The sequence below is a fragment of the Lacimicrobium alkaliphilum genome (assembly GCF_002591895.1).
Classification (GTDB): Bacteria; Pseudomonadota; Gammaproteobacteria; order Enterobacterales; family Alteromonadaceae; genus Lacimicrobium; species Lacimicrobium alkaliphilum.
On sequence record NZ_NISX01000006.1, the window covers coordinates 55,650 to 70,847 of the forward strand.

Here is a 15,198-nt window from a genome sequence, read left to right on the forward strand (position 1 = left end):
ACCTGCCGGGATTTCAATAATACATTGTAACGGTCCCCGGTATGATACGCACCAGTACTTTTTAATCGGTAGTACAGAATACGCCCATTTGTTACAAGTCTTGCATTATTGTTAACAAGGCGTAAAAATGAATGACAGCGCTGTCAATACTATCAGCTTAAAGCGAACGTAGATCTATTTGGGGAGTGATTATGTTAAGGCAGTTGAGTCTCAGGAGCCAAACCCTGTTGTTGGGTGGGCTGGTTCTTTTCGCTTTGGCTTCCGTTGCGGTATTAAGCCTGCAAGTGATGAAAGTCAGTAGCGAGCAGGATAACAAGGATCGCATCACCCAGCTTTTTAAGAGTACCTACAACATTATAACTCAATTGGAGAGTATGAGCGCAGAGGGGGCGCTTGACCAGGATCTGGCTAAGCAGGTGGCAGCACGTTTATTGCAGGAGAATAAGTATCACGACTCTGAATATGTCTATGTGGCTGATGCTGAACTCGATTTTGTTGCTGCCCCACTTGATCCTCAGCTGCATGGGACCAGTTTCCATGAGTTTAAGGACGCTGAAGGCAATAGCGTCGGCGAAATTATTCAGAGAACGGTGTCGGCAACGCCCGAAGGAATGGCTTTTTATGATTGGACATCGGTGCGTGAAGGGGGGGTCGTCAACCTGACCTCAGTCGTACAGAAAACCCCTCGCTGGGGCTGGTACGTCGGAACCGGTATTTCACACAAAGAAACCACTGAAAGATACTGGCGTACCGCTATCTGGTTAGCGCTGATGACGGTTCTGTTGATGATGATCATTCTCAGCATCTTGTGGTGGTTCTCACGCAATCTCACCGCCAGTTTGGGGGGGGAGCCCCCACAGGCGTTATCCATAGTGCAACGTGTTTCCAGAGGCGAGCTGAGTATGGACAACCAGGTCCCTGCGGCAGACAGAAACAGCATTATCGGTTCTATGCAGTATATGCAAAAGTCTTTGTCGGATGTAGTTCTGGCAATAAAAGAAGTGAATACCGCTTTGCTGAGTGAGGCTGATTTATCTGACAGCAGAAGTCGACAACTCGGTGAGCTGGTGCAATCGCTGACTGATGATACCGCGCTTGTCGCTACTGCTATTTCCCAAATCACGGTAGCGGCCGAATCGGTGGCCCAGCATACACAAAAAGCAGCGGATACTACCGCACAGATGGACACTGATAACAGTATGGCGAATCAGAAGATTGATGAAGTCATTGAATCGATTACGGTATTAGAACGCCAGACTACTGAAGCGGGGGATAAGATTGGTTTTCTCGGCGACCAGGTTGGACGAATTGAAGGGGTACTGAATGTCATTCAGGGGATAACCGAGCAAACCAATTTACTGGCCCTGAATGCCGCTATAGAAGCCGCCAGGGCCGGGGAACACGGGCGTGGTTTTTCTGTGGTGGCCGATGAGGTGCGCCAGCTGGCTCAGCGAACGGCCTCCAGCACTCAGGAGGTGAGTGATATTATCGGCCAGTTGCAAAGCGCTAGTCAGGAAGCCGAACAAGCCGTTCAGACCAGCATAGAAACCAGTAATACTTCCGTTGAGCTCTCAACTCTGGCTTCGCAGGAGCTGGAAAAAGTCAATCAGGCAGTGAAAGCCATGGTTGAGATGAATCAGTCGATTGCCGATGCGGCAAAAGATCAGCTTAAGGCTGGTCGCAATAGTGAAGACCGCGCAAAGCATATTGTTGATCTGGCTGAAAAGACTCAGAATATGGCGAAAGACGCCAGTCAGGAGACTGATAAGGTTAAACGTCTGGCGGATCAGCTGGGCAAAGAGCTGGATAAGTTTCACTTATAGCGTTTGTTAAAGCGCTGTGACTCAGGATAGGGTAATACATCTTTAAGTTTGCCGCTGGCCACTTCTCGTTGAACTGAGCGCCAATACTCCGGTTGCATCAGTTCAGGGTGTAAGTCTTTAAGTTGTTCCTTAAGGTGTTTTTTGCCAACAATAAAGTGCTCGAATTGTTGCGGAAAAACATCATCTGGTCCCACAGACAGCGTATCCATGGCATAAGGATCGTCTGAGACGGGTAAGTCGCGAAATTGTCGCTGGTTCATATAACAAATCTCGTCATAATCATAGAAAATGACCCGGCCATGACGGGTAATGCCGAAATTCTTGTGCAGCATATCACCGGGGAAGATATTCGCTGCGGCAATCTGTTTGATACACAAACCCAGATCATCCAGCGCACGACGAACCTGCTCAGGGTCAGACTCCTGCTCCAGGTATATATTCAGGGGAGTCATCTTCCGTTCAATATAGAGGTGTTTGATGATCACCTCATCGTCAGTCAGTTCGATGCTGCTTTTTGCCACCTGTTGTAATTCTTGCAGAAGCACCGGGCTGACCCTGTTTCGTGGCAGACGAAAATTCATATATTCGTGGGTATCTGCCATGCGGCCCACCCGGTCATGCATCTTTACCAGCTTGTAACAGTCTTTGACCTGTTGACGGGTGATTTTTTTGCTCTCCGGAAATTCGTCTTTAATCACCTTAAACACCACGCCATAGGAGGGCAGGTGAAACACTGCCATGACCAGCCCTCTTATTCCCGGGGCCGCTTCAAACTGGTCATCACTTTCGTTCAGGTGTTGCAGGAAGTTGCGGTAGAACACCGTTTTACCATGTTTATAAAAGCCCAGTGAGATATACAGTTCAAAGTGCTTCTTATTGGGCATCAGCTCCTGTAAGAATGCCACCACCTCAGCAGGGTAGCGGGTATCGGCCATAAAATAGGAGCGGGCAAAACCGAACAACACACTCAGATCATGGCGTGCGGTGAGTAGCGTATCCACGTACAACTGCTGTCTGGAATTGAGCATTAGTGTCATTACGAAAGGTATTGCTTCGCCCTCACTACACATACGTCCGATGAGATAGGCGGCCTTACTGCGATAAAATACCGGCTGTAGCATTTCAACGCGATGAATGCCGGCCAGTTGCCGCGGGCTCAGGGTTTCCCGTAAATAGTGCTCAAGGCGGGTCAGATCCCGTTCTTTGCCGGCGTATTCGGTTTTAAATGAATAGGCGTTGGTAATGGCCTCAAGAGTATCGCGGATGGTGCCACGGGCATCAAAGGTGTTGAGCACATTATTACGCACATGACCCGGCAGATAACAGCGACTGGGCAATACAAACATCATACTGTTATCGATTTTCTGGTGCCTGAACAACCGTCCGATCACGGAGTTGTAGAAAGTTTCGGCTAATTCAAATTGCGGGTGGTCATTCAATTGTTTAAGGTAGTGATGCTTTAATTGTTGCCAGTAATGGTTATCCTGCAGGTGCGGGTGAAGCTGTTGGTAGATTTGTGCCACCACTTCCGCCAGGCTCTGGTCATAGATGGCAATGCGCTCTTTGACTGCCTGTTGGCCCGCTTCCCATTGTGCCTGTTCAAAGCGATGTTGGGCGGCACTGGTAATACGGCTGTACCAGCGAAAGCTTTTTTCAAAGCCTTTAAGGATTTGATAGGCGAGTTGAGAGATTTCAGGTGGTGACAAACGCACTCCGGCAAAAACAGTGGCAATATAAAAACAAGAATAACAGGGGAACGTGGCAGATGGGATTTCCAATTTTAATTTGTGATGATTCATTACTGGCTCGTAAATCGGCAAAGCGTGCGCTGCCCGAAGGATGGGATGTCACTGTTACCTTCGCCAAACATGGTGCGGAGGCGATAGAAGCCCTTAGAGAGCAGCATTATGGGTTGCTATTGCTGGATCTGACCATGCCCGAGATGGATGGGGTGCAGGTGCTCGAAGCCATTCGCCGGGAAAAACTGGAAGTGTTTGTGGTAGTGATCTCCGGAGATATTCAACCGCAGATGCGTGAGCGGGTAATGCAGCTCGGGGCACTGGAATTTATATCCAAACCGGTAAACGGTCAGCGTTTGCAGAAGGTCTTAGAGGATTTTGGCCTGTATCGGGGCAGCCCGGGATTGGAAGAAAATCTATCTTATGCCTAATTCACACAAATTGCGTATTGACATATAGACGTCTATACGGCAAATTGAACGCCATGAAAATGATTAGCCGCACCAGCATTATTATGATGATTACCACCTTTACTAAGGCGGTCGCTGGCTAGTGCGCAAATAAACAGAACACCAGGCCCGCGACCCAAAAGGAAGCGGGCTTTTTTATGTCCAGGGGCTGTGAACGCCAGGAAAATGCAACGCATTTTCAGTGAACAGCGCGAAGGCAAGGATGCCGAAGCTGGTCTTTTGAAAAAGGCAGGAGCCGGATTCAAAAGGACGGTATGCCGGGGTGGCAGGGAAGCATTCCCCGGCGATATCCAGGGATGCATCGTAGGTCGGCATAAATTCTGACCTACAGCAAAATTATTAATCAGAGCAAGTAACAGGAGCAGCATATGAAGGTGATGAAATTTGGGGGCTCGTCCTTAGCCGATGCCGAACGCTATCTGAGGGTTCGGGATATTGTGCTGCACACCCATACTGAAAAGGGTGCGGCGGTGGTGCTATCTGCACCCAAAGGTGTCACCAATGCGTTATCACTGTTGGTAGAGCAGGCGGTGGCAGGCGATTCCTGGCAGGAGCTGTTTGAGAAGCTCAATATGACCCTGACTGGTATTGTGAACGACCTGGCCTCTGGCCTGGATAATTTTGATGACGCGCCTCTGCATGCTCTGATAGATGAAAAACTTCTCGAACTCAAACAAAGTCTGCAGGGTATTCACCTGATTCATTGCAGCCCGGATGCGGTTACCGCCAAATTGCTCAGCATCGGCGAGTATGTCAGCGTCAATATTTTCAGTGGCATTATCAGCGCGATGGGTGTGAGTAATCGTATTATTGACCCGGTGGAATATATACTGGCAGAGGGCGATTATCTGGACAGCATCGCCGATGTGGCTGCGAGCCGGGCCCGGTTCACCAATGTGCCTAAAAATGGTGAGCAGATGTTGATTATGCCCGGTTTTGTGGCCGTGAATGAGAAAGGCGAGAAAGTCACACTGGGACGCAACGGTTCCGATTACTCTGCCGCCATTCTGGCTGCGTGTATTGATGCACAGTGTTGTGAGATCTGGACTGATGTGGACGGGGTGTACAATGCCGATCCCAACCAGGTGGACGGTGCGGTACTGCTCGACAAACTGACCTATCAGGAAGCCATGGAGCTGTCTTATTTCGGTGCCAAAGTATTGCATCCTAAAACGATCGGCCCAATTGCTCAGTACCATATACCTTGTTTAATCCGGAACACTCTCAATCCGGCAGCGCCGGGAACCTTGATCAGTACAGAAGCCAGTGATACCTGGACCAGCGTTAAAGGCATTTCTCATCTGTCGGATATCACCATGTTTAACGTCGCGGGTCCCGGTATGAAAGGCATGGTGGGTATGGCCAGCCGGGTCTTTGAGGTGATCTCCAACGCCAATATTTCTATCAGTCTGATCACTCAGTCGTCTTCGGAATACAGCATCAGTTTCTGCGTGCATGCCAGAGACGCTTTGAGAGCTAAACATCTGCTCGAAGAAGCCTTCGTATTGGAACTGGCTAATCAGTTGCTGGAACCTATCGAAATGCGTGAGTCGGTTGCGATTGTCACCCTGGTGGGTGACGGTATGCGCAAGGCTAAAGGCCTCGCGGCACGCTTTTTCAGTTCTTTGGCGCAGGCCCGGGTTAATATCGTCGCCATTGCCCAGGGATCTTCTGAACGTTCTATTTCTGCGGTGATTGAAAGCCGTAAAGCCAGGGAGGCCGTTAAGGTGGTGCACCAGAACTTTTTCTCCAATTTACATACCATCGATGCATTTTTAATCGGTTGTGGTACCGTCGGCAGTGAACTGCTGGAGCAAATCTCTCGCCAGCAGCAGCAGCTGTTAAGTCGCAATATCAATCTGCAGGTATATGGAATCGCTAACAGTAAAGGTATGTTGCTGCAACCTGGTGGTGTCGATCTGAAGAACGGTTGGCGTGACCAGCTGGCGGGTCGTCAGCAACCTTATTCGTTGGCCGTAATGGAAACCTTTGTACAGGATAACAGCCTGATTAATCCGGTGGTGATAGACTGTACCACCAGTACCAGCATTGCCGATCAGTATCTGGATATGATGGAAGCCGGCTTTCATGTTGTTACACCGAATAAAAAAGCCAATACTGCCGGGATGGATTTTTATGCGGCATTACGTGAAAAAGCTCAGGCGACCCGCCGCCAGTTCTTATATGAAACTACCGTCGGTGCAGGTTTGCCGGTGATCGAGAACCTGCAGAAGCTGCTTTACGCCGGTGATGAACTGACCCGCTTCGAGGGGATTCTATCTGGCTCGTTGTCGTATATTTTCGGCAAGCTGGAAGAGGGTTTAAGTCTGTCAGAGGCCACCAAAATAGCCCGGGAGAAAGGTTATACAGAGCCCGATCCCCGTGATGATTTAAGCGGTATGGATGTGGCCAGAAAGCTGCTGATAATGGCCCGGGAATCCGGTCTGAAGCTGGAGCTTAAAGATATTGAAATCGAATCCATCCTGCCTGATGATTTTGATGATTCCGGCTCGGTTGAGGAATTCCTCTCCAGATTGCCGCAATTGGATGAGCTGTATCAACAGCAATTGGCGCAGAATCCCGGTACAGTACTGCGTTATGTAGGAAGTATCGAAGAAGGGCATTGTAAAGTGGGGATTCAGGCAGTCGATAACACCCATCCGCTGTTTGTGGTCAAAGATGGCGAAAACGCGCTGGCCATTCATAGTCATTATTATCAACCGATTCCCTTTGTAATCCGCGGATATGGTGCGGGCGCGGCAGTCACCGCTGCCGGCGTATTTGCCGATGTGCTGCGGACTATGCCCTGGAAACAGGAATAATGGACAGTTCGATGCCAAAAGCCTCTGTGCGGGCTTATGCACCGGCTTCTATCGGTAATGTCAGCCTGGGCTTTGATCTGCTCGGCGCTGCGTTAAAACCAATCGATGGTAGTCGTCTTGGTGATGAAGTTGAGATCAGAGCGGCCAACGCCTATAGCCTTGAGGTTAAAGGTGGTTTTGCCCATAAGCTGCCAGCTGATACAAAACAGAATATTCTGACACAGTGTTATAAACACTATCTTGGTCAGGCGGCAAAACAGGGACATCAGCTTGAGCCCTGTGCCATGGTGTTGTATAAAAATTTACCCATAGGCAGTGGTCTGGGGTCCAGTGCAAGTTCTGTGGTGGCGGCTCTGGACGGATTGAATCACTTTTATGGTGAGATATTCGATCAACAGGCAATGTTACTTATGATGGGGGAACTGGAAGGGCAGATCAGTGGTTCAGTGCATTATGATAATGTAGCGCCCTGTTACCTTGGCGGGCTGGTATTGATGGCAGAACAAGCGGAGAATATTGCGCTGAACCTGCCGGTATTTGACGACTGGTACTGGGTAACCTGTTATTCCGGCATCAAAGTGTCCACTGCCGAAGCCAGGCGAATACTGCCGCAGCAGGTGGCGCTTAAAGATACACTGGTTTTTGGCCGTCAGCTCGGCGTATTTGTGCATGCCCTGCACACTGGTGATCGTAAACTGGCGGCGGCAATGATGCAGGACGTAATTGCCGAGCCTTATCGTAAGGCGTTACTCCCCGGCTTTGATCAAGGCCGAGCCTTTGCAATGCAGGAAGGGGCGCTGGCCTTTGGCATTTCCGGGTCCGGACCGACGGTTTTTGCCGTATGTGATGATCTGGCCAAAGCAGAAAAAATCAATCAGTGGCTGAGCACGCATTATATTCAGAATGCCGATGGTTTCAGCCATATATGTCAACTGGATCCGCAAGGGTCGACAGCGAAAAAGGTGTAAGTTTGCAACTTTTCAATTTAAAGCAACCTGATGAGAAGGTCAGTTTCAGTCAGGCCGTTAAGCAAGGTCTGGGTCAGAATCAGGGCTTGTTTTTCCCCGCCCAACTGCCGACCTTTGATGATATTGACGCATTACTGGCTATGCCCCTGGCTGAGCGCAGCACAGAAATACTGCATCGGTTAATCGGTGATGAGATACCCGCCGACAGGCTGGGGAAAATGATTGCGGAGGCTTTTAATTTTCCTGCACCGCTGGCTAAAGTGGACGAGAATATTTTCTGCCTGGAATTGTTCCATGGCCCGACTCTGGCGTTTAAAGACTTTGGTGCCCGCTTTATGGCTCAGTGCCTGGCAGAAGTGGCCAAAGGCGAGAAGATTACCATATTAACCGCCACCTCCGGCGATACTGGCGCAGCCGTGGCTCATGCTTTTCACGGACTGGAGAATATTCAGGTGGTTATCCTCTACCCTGAGGGTAAAATCAGTACATTGCAGGAAAAGTTGTTTACTACGCTAGGCGACAATATTCACACCGTTGCTATTGAAGGCGACTTTGATCAGTGTCAGCAATTGGTTAAGAGTACATTTAACGATGACGAGGCCCGTAAAGCACTGCATCTGAATTCGGCCAATTCAATCAATATTTCCCGCCTCATGGCACAGATTTGTTATTACTTCGAAGCCGTTGCCCAACTTGAAGACCGTTCAAATCTGGTGTTCTCTGTGCCCAGCGGTAATTTCGGCAATCTCACAGCGGGCATGTTTGCTAAAGTATTGGGACTGCCCGTCCAGCGTTTTGTGGCCTCAACAAATCTTAATGATACGGTGCCTCGCTATCTGAAAAATGGTGAATGGGCTCCGAATCCGACGGTAGCAACCTTGTCTAACGCCATGGATGTCAGCCAGCCCAACAACTGGCCCCGCATCGAAGCCTTGTTTGAATACAATTATGTGGATAAGGCGATTCTCAGTGCCGATACAGTGGATGAGCAATACACTCAGCTTGCCATGCGTCAGCTGGCAGCATTAGGTTACGTAAGTGAACCCCACGCAGGTGTCGCCTATAAAGCCCTGGAACGCGTGCTGGAGCCAGGTCAGACGGGGATCTTTCTGGGGACTGCACACCCGGCCAAATTCCGCGATACCGTCGAAAATGTGCTGGGTCAGCCTATCAGTTTGCCTCCAGAGCTAGCAGAATGCGCCAGTAAAGAGGGGTTGTCTGAGACACTGGCCTGTGATTATGAGCTGCTTAAACAGCATTTATATAAGCTGGTTAAAGGCTGATGAACTGGCAGGCAATACTGGGTGAAGAAAAGCAGCAGCCCTATTTCCAGGAGATCTTAAGTTTTGTACAGGCAGAGCGTGAGTCTGGGAAGACTATCTACCCATCTCAGCAGGATGTTTTTAATGCCTTTAAACACACAGCATTAGAAGATCTGAAAGTGGTGATCCTGGGCCAGGATCCTTACCATGGTCCCGACCAGGCCCATGGGTTGTGTTTTTCTGTGCAGCCGGGTATTAAGCCACCTCCTTCACTGGTCAATATCTACAAAGAACTGGCACGGGATCTCCCTGAGTTTACTATTCCCAAACATGGATGTTTACAGCATTGGGCAGAGCAGGGGGTATTGCTGCTCAATACCGTATTGACCGTAGAACAGGGTAAGGCTCATTCCCATGCAAAAATTGGCTGGGAGCAATTTACCGACAAAGTGATTGAACAGATTAACCGTCATACTCAGGGGGTGGTGTTCCTGTTATGGGGCAGTCATGCACAAAAGAAGGGCAGTATCGTAGATCGGCAGAGGCATCTGGTACTCAGTGCACCACATCCGTCACCCCTCTCAGCACATCGGGGCTTTCTTGGTTGTGGGCACTTTTCACAAACCAATAGCTACTTGCTACAGCACGGACAAGCTGCAATTGACTGGCGGTTATAGCCTTAGCGCTGAAAACCGTTTCAGCACAACTGCGTAGCCTGCAAGGAGCGAAGCGGATTGGTACTATGTTTCAGGCATCAAGTTCGCTTAATTCATAATCCAGCAGTACATCCATATCTGCCAGTTCTTTGCGAAGCCGGTATTGATCCTGTATGGCTTCGATCTCTCTCCATTTGCGTTTTTTACTTTTATTCTTAACGGGACGGGACTCTAAGTCGAGCATAGACATCAAATCTGACTGATCCACGTGAGATCTCCTTCGTTGTTTTAGCGCATAGAGCATCAACAGTTTCCCCCTTATCTGCACACGTTTTTTGTGCGGGGTTTTTCGTGCTGACGATCAAGATATACCATAAGCAAAGTTAAAGTAGAATATCTTTCTTTACTTTTTATTAACAAAAATTGAAGCTTTTATGACACCGTCACATTGTGACTATCTGAAGTCTCGGTTCCGTATCGGCAGCTTTAGCAATCAAACTTTCGGAGATAATCCCCGTAATAAACAAAGCAAAATCCTTACCAAACTTATCGAGATGCATTAGGCTTGTATTTGTAGTCAGGTTACTGAGACAAATGAAAAAGAAACGGAGAGAGAATGCAGGCAGAGCTGGAAAACCTGCTGCTGGAGGTATCGAAGTCCAGATTGATTGATCTGGGAGATATGCAGCAAGCCGAGGAACTGATAATTAACTCGCTTTTGCGTGGGTTACAGATCCAGCGTGCCGGCGTGTGGATGCTGGATAAAGAAGTGGGTGGTATCCGCTGTAACCTGATCATTGACCTGTTTCACCAGACCCGCGATGAAAATATTGTTCTTACCCGTGAAAAATTCCCACATTATTTTAAAGCGCTGGATAAAGAGCGCACCATCGCTGCTGATAATGCACTGACTCACCCGGCAACCAAGGCTTTCGCTGAAATATATCTCAAACCCATGGGCATTGGTGCAATGCTGGATATTCCCATACGACATCGGGGTAAGATGGTGGGCATTGTCTGTTGTGAGCATATTGGCGGTGAGAAACAATGGAATCAGGATGAGCAGAGTTTTGCTGCGGCCATGGCGGATCTGGTAGGGCGGGCTATCAGCGCCAAGGAGCGTAACGACTATGCCAGACAACTGGAGGAAACAAACGCATCATTGGAAAAACTGGTACATCAGCGCACCGCCAGCCTGGAGCAGACTCTGGATACGCTGAAGCAAGCGCAGAATCAGTTAATTGAAAATGAAAAGATGGCCTCGCTGGGCAGTCTGGTTTCCGGCGTGGCCCATGAGGTCAACACACCGCTGGGCATAGCGGTTACCGGTGCCAGTCATTGTCAGCATCTGCTGTCTCAGCTGCGGGAAAAAATAGGTGATAATCAGCTTACACGCAGTGCACTTGATCTGCATATGGATAACATGGATCAGAGCCTGAGCCTGGTGACACTGAATCTCGACAGGGCCGCTGAGCTGGTGCAGAACTTTAAGAAAACGGCCGTGGACCAGCATAACCTGGCGTTGACCGAATTTGAGTTAGGTGAGTATATTCAGGTCGTGATGTCCAGTCTGCTGCCTATGCTGAAAAAACATCAGGTGAATTACCTGCTAAAAACCGAATGCAAAATTTCCATGCGCAGCTACCCGGGAGCCCTGGCGCAGATCCTTACTAATCTGACGAATAACGCCTGCCTGCATGCATTTGATACCGGGGAAGACGGCAATGAGCTGGTGATTGAAGTGCGACAAACGCTGCAACAGAATAAAGAATATGCGGTCATCAGGTTTCATGATAATGGCAGAGGGATGGCCAAAGAAGTGCTGAAGAGTATTTTTCTGCCTTTCTTTACCACACGCCGAGGGCTGGGTGGCTCCGGGCTGGGCTTGTCGATCAGCTACAATCTGGCGAGCGCCAAACTTAAGGGCAAACTTGAGGCGGGATCTGAGCCACAGCAAGGCACCACCTTTACCCTGACGCTACCCTGCCATCTGGATGAATAGTTTCTTGCATCATGCAGGCTAAAGGCTTTAGGCTGGTGGCCCTTGCTGCTATCCATTCCACAAAATGAATATACAAATTGAAGATGCTCCCGCCGAACAACTGACCGACTTTTTACATCAGAAGATCGTTGATTATAACCATGCTCACCGCGAGCTGAACCAACGTCAGCCCATTGCTGCAGTAATTCGTGATACTCAGAAAAGGGTTATTGCCGGTGCTGCGGGAGAAACCTTTGGTAACTGGTTGCAGCTTAAAACACTGTGGGTAGATGAAAGCCTGCGAGGCAAAAGATTAGGCAGCCAGCTCCTTGCAGCCATTGAACATAAAGCCAAGGCTCGTGGCTGCAAGTTTTGTCTGCTCGACACACTAAATATTCAGGCAAAGCCGTTTTATCAGAAACTGGGTTACAGGGTGCAATGGGAACAAAAACAATACCCGCTGACCGGAGCGAAATACTTTATGACCAAGGAACTCTAATGGCGGCCGAAAAGGTGCTGATCCTGGCTGATGTACAGAATCTGTATTACACCACCCGGGATGCCTGCTCACGTAACTTTGATTACAACGCGTTCTGGAGTCAGGCAACGGCCTCAAGATACGTGGTTAAGGCGTTCGCTTATGCTATCGACAGAGGTAATGAAAAGCAGCGTCAGTTCCAGAATATTCTGCGCGCTATTGGTTTTGAGTTGCGTCTGAAGCCATTTATCCAGCGGGCGGATGGTTCTGCTAAAGGCGACTGGGACGTAGGTATTACCCTGGATGCTATGGATTATGCCGAGCAAGTCGATACGGTCATACTGGCCTCTGGTGACGGCGACTTTGCCTTGCTGGCAGAGCGGCTTCAGCAAAAATATGGCTGCCGGGTGGAAGTCTATGGTGTACCCAAACTGACCGCCGCGGCATTGATCAATGCTGCGACTCAGTTTATTCCTGTTGAGGGGAATTTGTTGCTCTGAAAAGCATGTTCTCGAAGAGGCGCAAAGACGCCGAGCTTTTTTCAGTCATCACAGCAAAAAGCAGATTTCACCACGGAGACACCCCGCACCTTTGCTTTTTAGATTTGAAATATCTCTCTCCAGAAACAGTTAAGCAAAGGGGCTGGGCAGGCAGAGGGCACAGAGAAGGGCAATACTATGTAGGGTCCAATTTATTGGACTGCCCAAGGATATATGTCGAATAAATTCCATCTGGCAGAGGCGCTGAGACGCAGGGATACCAACAACCTGTTTTGTTCTCCCTCTGAGTCTTTGCGCCTCTGCGAGAGAAAAAACAGACCACGGAGAAGTAATGGACATTGAACCATTTTTACCTCTGTGTACTTTGTGCCTCTGTGGTTAATTAGGCTTTTTCCAAGGGTCACTGGACAAGCCCGAGAACAAACCTCCTGCATGACAGGCAGGCTTTCCGGCCTGTAGTTAGCCGGGATTCAGTGCCTTTTGTTTGTTGCGAGCTTATCTGGTTTTTATTCAGGACGCTTTGTATGATGACCTATCGATACTGATAAAGGTCAACAGACTAATACTATGAAATACGTACTGTTACTGTTCTTTTTACTCAATTCTGTGGTCCAGGCTGATGAATGGCGAACCCCTGAACCAGAGAATCTGGTTTATCTGCAACTTGAATCGGGATTAGTGGTGATTGAACTCGCTCCCTTTGCGGCCCCGGAACATGTTAACCAGTTTAAACAGCTGGTGGATGAGGGCTTTTATAACGGGCTGGATTTTTATCGTGTCATCGAGGGTTTTGTGGCTCAGGGTGGGGATATGACTGGCGATAAGCCATCTGAATCTAAAGGCCCCCTGAAGGCTGAATTCACACGTGCACTCATGCCGGAGTCCCCCTTTCAGTTAGTCCAGGAGCCGGACTTTTTTGCTGCGCAAACCGGCTATATCCATGGCTTTGCCGCAGGGCGTGATCCGGAAGCCGCATTGGAGTGGCTGGTGCATTGCCCCGGCACGGTGGCGATGGCCAGAAATACCGATGCAGACAGCGCGACTACGGATTTTTACGTGGTAATGGGCCAGGCACCGAGGCATCTGGACCGCAATATGAGCGTATTTGGCCGGGTTATCCACGGTATGGAGCATATACAGGCATTGCCCAGAGGCGATGCTCAGACAGATTCAGGGGTGATTAAAGAGGTAGCACAACGAGGTAGAATATTGACTGCAATGCTTGCCAGCAAACTCCCCGAATCAAAGCGGCTTAAGCTTAAAATCCAGCGCACCGATTCAGAGGCCATGCAAACCCGTCTTCAACAAGGCCGGACTAAGGACAATCCGTTTTTTAAATACAAAGACAACGGCAAACTGGATATTTGCTATTACCCACCCATAAGCCGCGTTGAGTGAAACAGGCAAAGACGGACGTTTCACCAGATGAATGGTATATCTTAAGGTAATCCCGGGAGAATTGTATAAATGAACCAATTAACTGAAAAACTGATTGGATGCCCTTACTGTGGAGAGACGATAGAGGTTCTGATTGACCCGGCCGATCTGGATCAGCGCTATATTGAAGATTGCCAGGTATGTTGCAGGCCGATCAATTTTGTCATTTCTGAAAATATGAACGGTGAGCTGCAGGTCAGTGTTTATAGTGACGATGAGGCGCTTTGATCAATATAGCCAGAGCATGTAAATCCCGGCCACTGGTTTTTTCAGGGACAGAATGAATGCTGATACAAAAACAAGAACATACACTTTGCTGGCACACGTCTTTTTTGTGCCCGCAATGCCGCAGTAATTCCATTGACGTTGAAGGCAAGGGCAGCTATCTCGCGCTAGGCATAGTTGGGCTTCCCTTGATGGCCCTTTCGACAAACGCTGAAGGCCACTGTCGTGATTGCAACTGGCAGTCTGAGGTGCGCTCTGTATGGCAGTATAAAGGCGCAATTTTATGGCCCTGGTTAGTACACTGGGTGGGCAGAAGCCTGGGACTGCTGTTGTTGCTTCTGGCGGGGCTATGGTTCTGGCAGATGCAGGTAAACGAAGCACAGCGGGTGCAGAAAATGTTAACCCAGCCAAAAGTGGATGACTTTTATTTCGTTGACATGCGTGAATTTAAACAGGATACCCATCCGAAGTACCCTTATACCGTCCTGCGAGTGATCAAGACTGATGCAGAGGCATTATTGCTGCGAGTAGGGAATATTTATCATAGTCAGCAGGTTTCACCCTGGCGTCACTTTAAAGCCGATGCGGCGATGCAACGTAATTTTTACTCCCGTTACACACTTTCATTAACCACTTCAGCCCTGAGAGCATTATCAGAGCGCGGGATTATTTACTCGATGCGTCGCCCGAAAAACCTGTCGAGTGATGGCTGGATTGTATTGCCCCAGGCGCAGCCTGGTACTGAAATGCCGCGCCTACAGCCTTTTCTGGATAAACCAGAATATCGTATAGAATACCCACAAGATTGTTCTGATCAGGCGTGCTGATAGCTTCTTG

Annotated in this window: 15 protein-coding genes; 12 read left to right on the top strand and 3 right to left on the bottom strand. The window is 49.1% G+C overall.

Annotated features, from left to right (window positions below; translation table 11 throughout):
* Positions 1–191: 191 nt before the first annotated feature.
* Positions 192–1,823 carry a methyl-accepting chemotaxis protein gene (locus CDA54_RS07400; protein ID WP_099034358.1) on the top strand — a complete coding sequence of 544 codons (1,632 nt, stop codon included), beginning with the start codon at positions 192–194 and terminating at the stop codon, positions 1,821–1,823.
* Here the strand turns inward: CDA54_RS07400 and aceK are convergent.
* Complete coding sequence (gene aceK / locus CDA54_RS07405) at positions 1,814–3,529, bottom strand: bifunctional isocitrate dehydrogenase kinase/phosphatase (RefSeq protein ID WP_229748114.1); 1,716 nt, start codon at positions 3,527–3,529, stop codon at positions 1,814–1,816. The genes CDA54_RS07400 and aceK overlap by 10 nt on opposite strands.
* 59 nt (positions 3,530–3,588) lie before the next feature.
* Here aceK and CDA54_RS07410 point away from each other — a divergent pair, with 59 nt between their 5' ends.
* A complete protein-coding gene (locus tag CDA54_RS07410) occupies positions 3,589–3,993 on the top strand; it encodes a response regulator (protein ID WP_099034360.1) in 405 nt (134 codons plus the stop codon).
* Between the two features lie 174 nt (positions 3,994–4,167).
* On the opposite strand, the gene CDA54_RS19450 is transcribed toward CDA54_RS07410, so the two are convergent.
* A complete protein-coding gene (locus tag CDA54_RS19450) occupies positions 4,168–4,347 on the bottom strand; it encodes a hypothetical protein (protein ID WP_143452269.1) in 180 nt (59 codons plus the stop codon).
* A 53-nt stretch (positions 4,348–4,400) separates the two neighbouring features.
* Between CDA54_RS19450 and thrA the strand changes: the two genes are divergently transcribed.
* From thrA to ung, 4 genes are read left to right on the top strand one after another with little or no spacing between them, the layout of a single operon-like run.
* Positions 4,401–6,854, top strand: a complete 2,454-nt coding sequence (gene thrA, locus CDA54_RS07420; protein WP_099034362.1) for a bifunctional aspartate kinase/homoserine dehydrogenase I — start codon at positions 4,401–4,403, stop codon at positions 6,852–6,854.
* A gap of 11 nt (positions 6,855–6,865) precedes the next feature.
* A complete protein-coding gene (thrB, locus tag CDA54_RS07425) occupies positions 6,866–7,822 on the top strand; it encodes a homoserine kinase (protein WP_099034488.1) in 957 nt (318 codons plus the stop codon).
* A gap of 2 nt (positions 7,823–7,824) precedes the next feature.
* On the top strand, positions 7,825–9,105 hold the full coding sequence (gene thrC, locus CDA54_RS07430; RefSeq protein WP_099034363.1) for a threonine synthase: 1,281 nt from the start codon (positions 7,825–7,827) through the stop codon (positions 9,103–9,105).
* Positions 9,105–9,761: a uracil-DNA glycosylase gene (gene ung, locus CDA54_RS07435; protein WP_099034364.1), complete on the top strand. Its 657-nt coding sequence runs from the start codon at positions 9,105–9,107 to the stop codon at positions 9,759–9,761. The genes thrC and ung overlap by 1 nt, the downstream gene beginning before the upstream one ends.
* A 70-nt stretch (positions 9,762–9,831) precedes the next feature.
* Here the strand turns inward: ung and CDA54_RS07440 are convergent, their stop codons facing one another.
* Complete coding sequence (locus CDA54_RS07440; RefSeq protein ID WP_082633308.1) at positions 9,832–10,008, bottom strand: DUF3545 family protein; 177 nt, start codon at positions 10,006–10,008, stop codon at positions 9,832–9,834.
* A 348-nt stretch (positions 10,009–10,356) separates the two neighbouring features.
* Between CDA54_RS07440 and CDA54_RS07445 the strand changes: the two genes are divergently transcribed.
* From CDA54_RS07445 to CDA54_RS07470, 6 genes are all read left to right on the top strand, one after another.
* Positions 10,357–11,742 carry an ATP-binding protein gene (locus tag CDA54_RS07445; RefSeq protein ID WP_099034365.1) on the top strand — a complete coding sequence of 462 codons (1,386 nt, stop codon included), beginning with the start codon at positions 10,357–10,359 and terminating at the stop codon, positions 11,740–11,742.
* 64 nt (positions 11,743–11,806) lie between these two features.
* The gene (locus CDA54_RS07450) at positions 11,807–12,220 is read left to right on the top strand and encodes a GNAT family N-acetyltransferase (RefSeq protein WP_099034366.1); all 414 of its coding nucleotides are present in this window, start codon (positions 11,807–11,809) and stop codon (positions 12,218–12,220) included.
* Positions 12,220–12,699: a LabA-like NYN domain-containing protein gene (locus CDA54_RS07455; RefSeq protein WP_099034367.1), complete on the top strand. Its 480-nt coding sequence runs from the start codon at positions 12,220–12,222 to the stop codon at positions 12,697–12,699. The genes CDA54_RS07450 and CDA54_RS07455 overlap by 1 nt, the downstream gene beginning before the upstream one ends.
* Positions 12,700–13,266: 567 nt before the next feature.
* Complete coding sequence (locus tag CDA54_RS07460; RefSeq protein ID WP_099034368.1) at positions 13,267–14,097, top strand: peptidylprolyl isomerase; 831 nt, start codon at positions 13,267–13,269, stop codon at positions 14,095–14,097.
* Positions 14,098–14,166: 69 nt separating this feature from the next.
* The gene (locus CDA54_RS07465) at positions 14,167–14,364 is read left to right on the top strand and encodes a CPXCG motif-containing cysteine-rich protein (RefSeq protein ID WP_099034369.1); all 198 of its coding nucleotides are present in this window, start codon (positions 14,167–14,169) and stop codon (positions 14,362–14,364) included.
* Positions 14,365–14,420: 56 nt separating this feature from the next.
* Positions 14,421–15,188: a hypothetical protein gene (locus CDA54_RS07470; RefSeq protein WP_099034370.1), complete on the top strand. Its 768-nt coding sequence runs from the start codon at positions 14,421–14,423 to the stop codon at positions 15,186–15,188.
* The last annotated feature ends 10 nt before the right edge of the window (positions 15,189–15,198 follow it).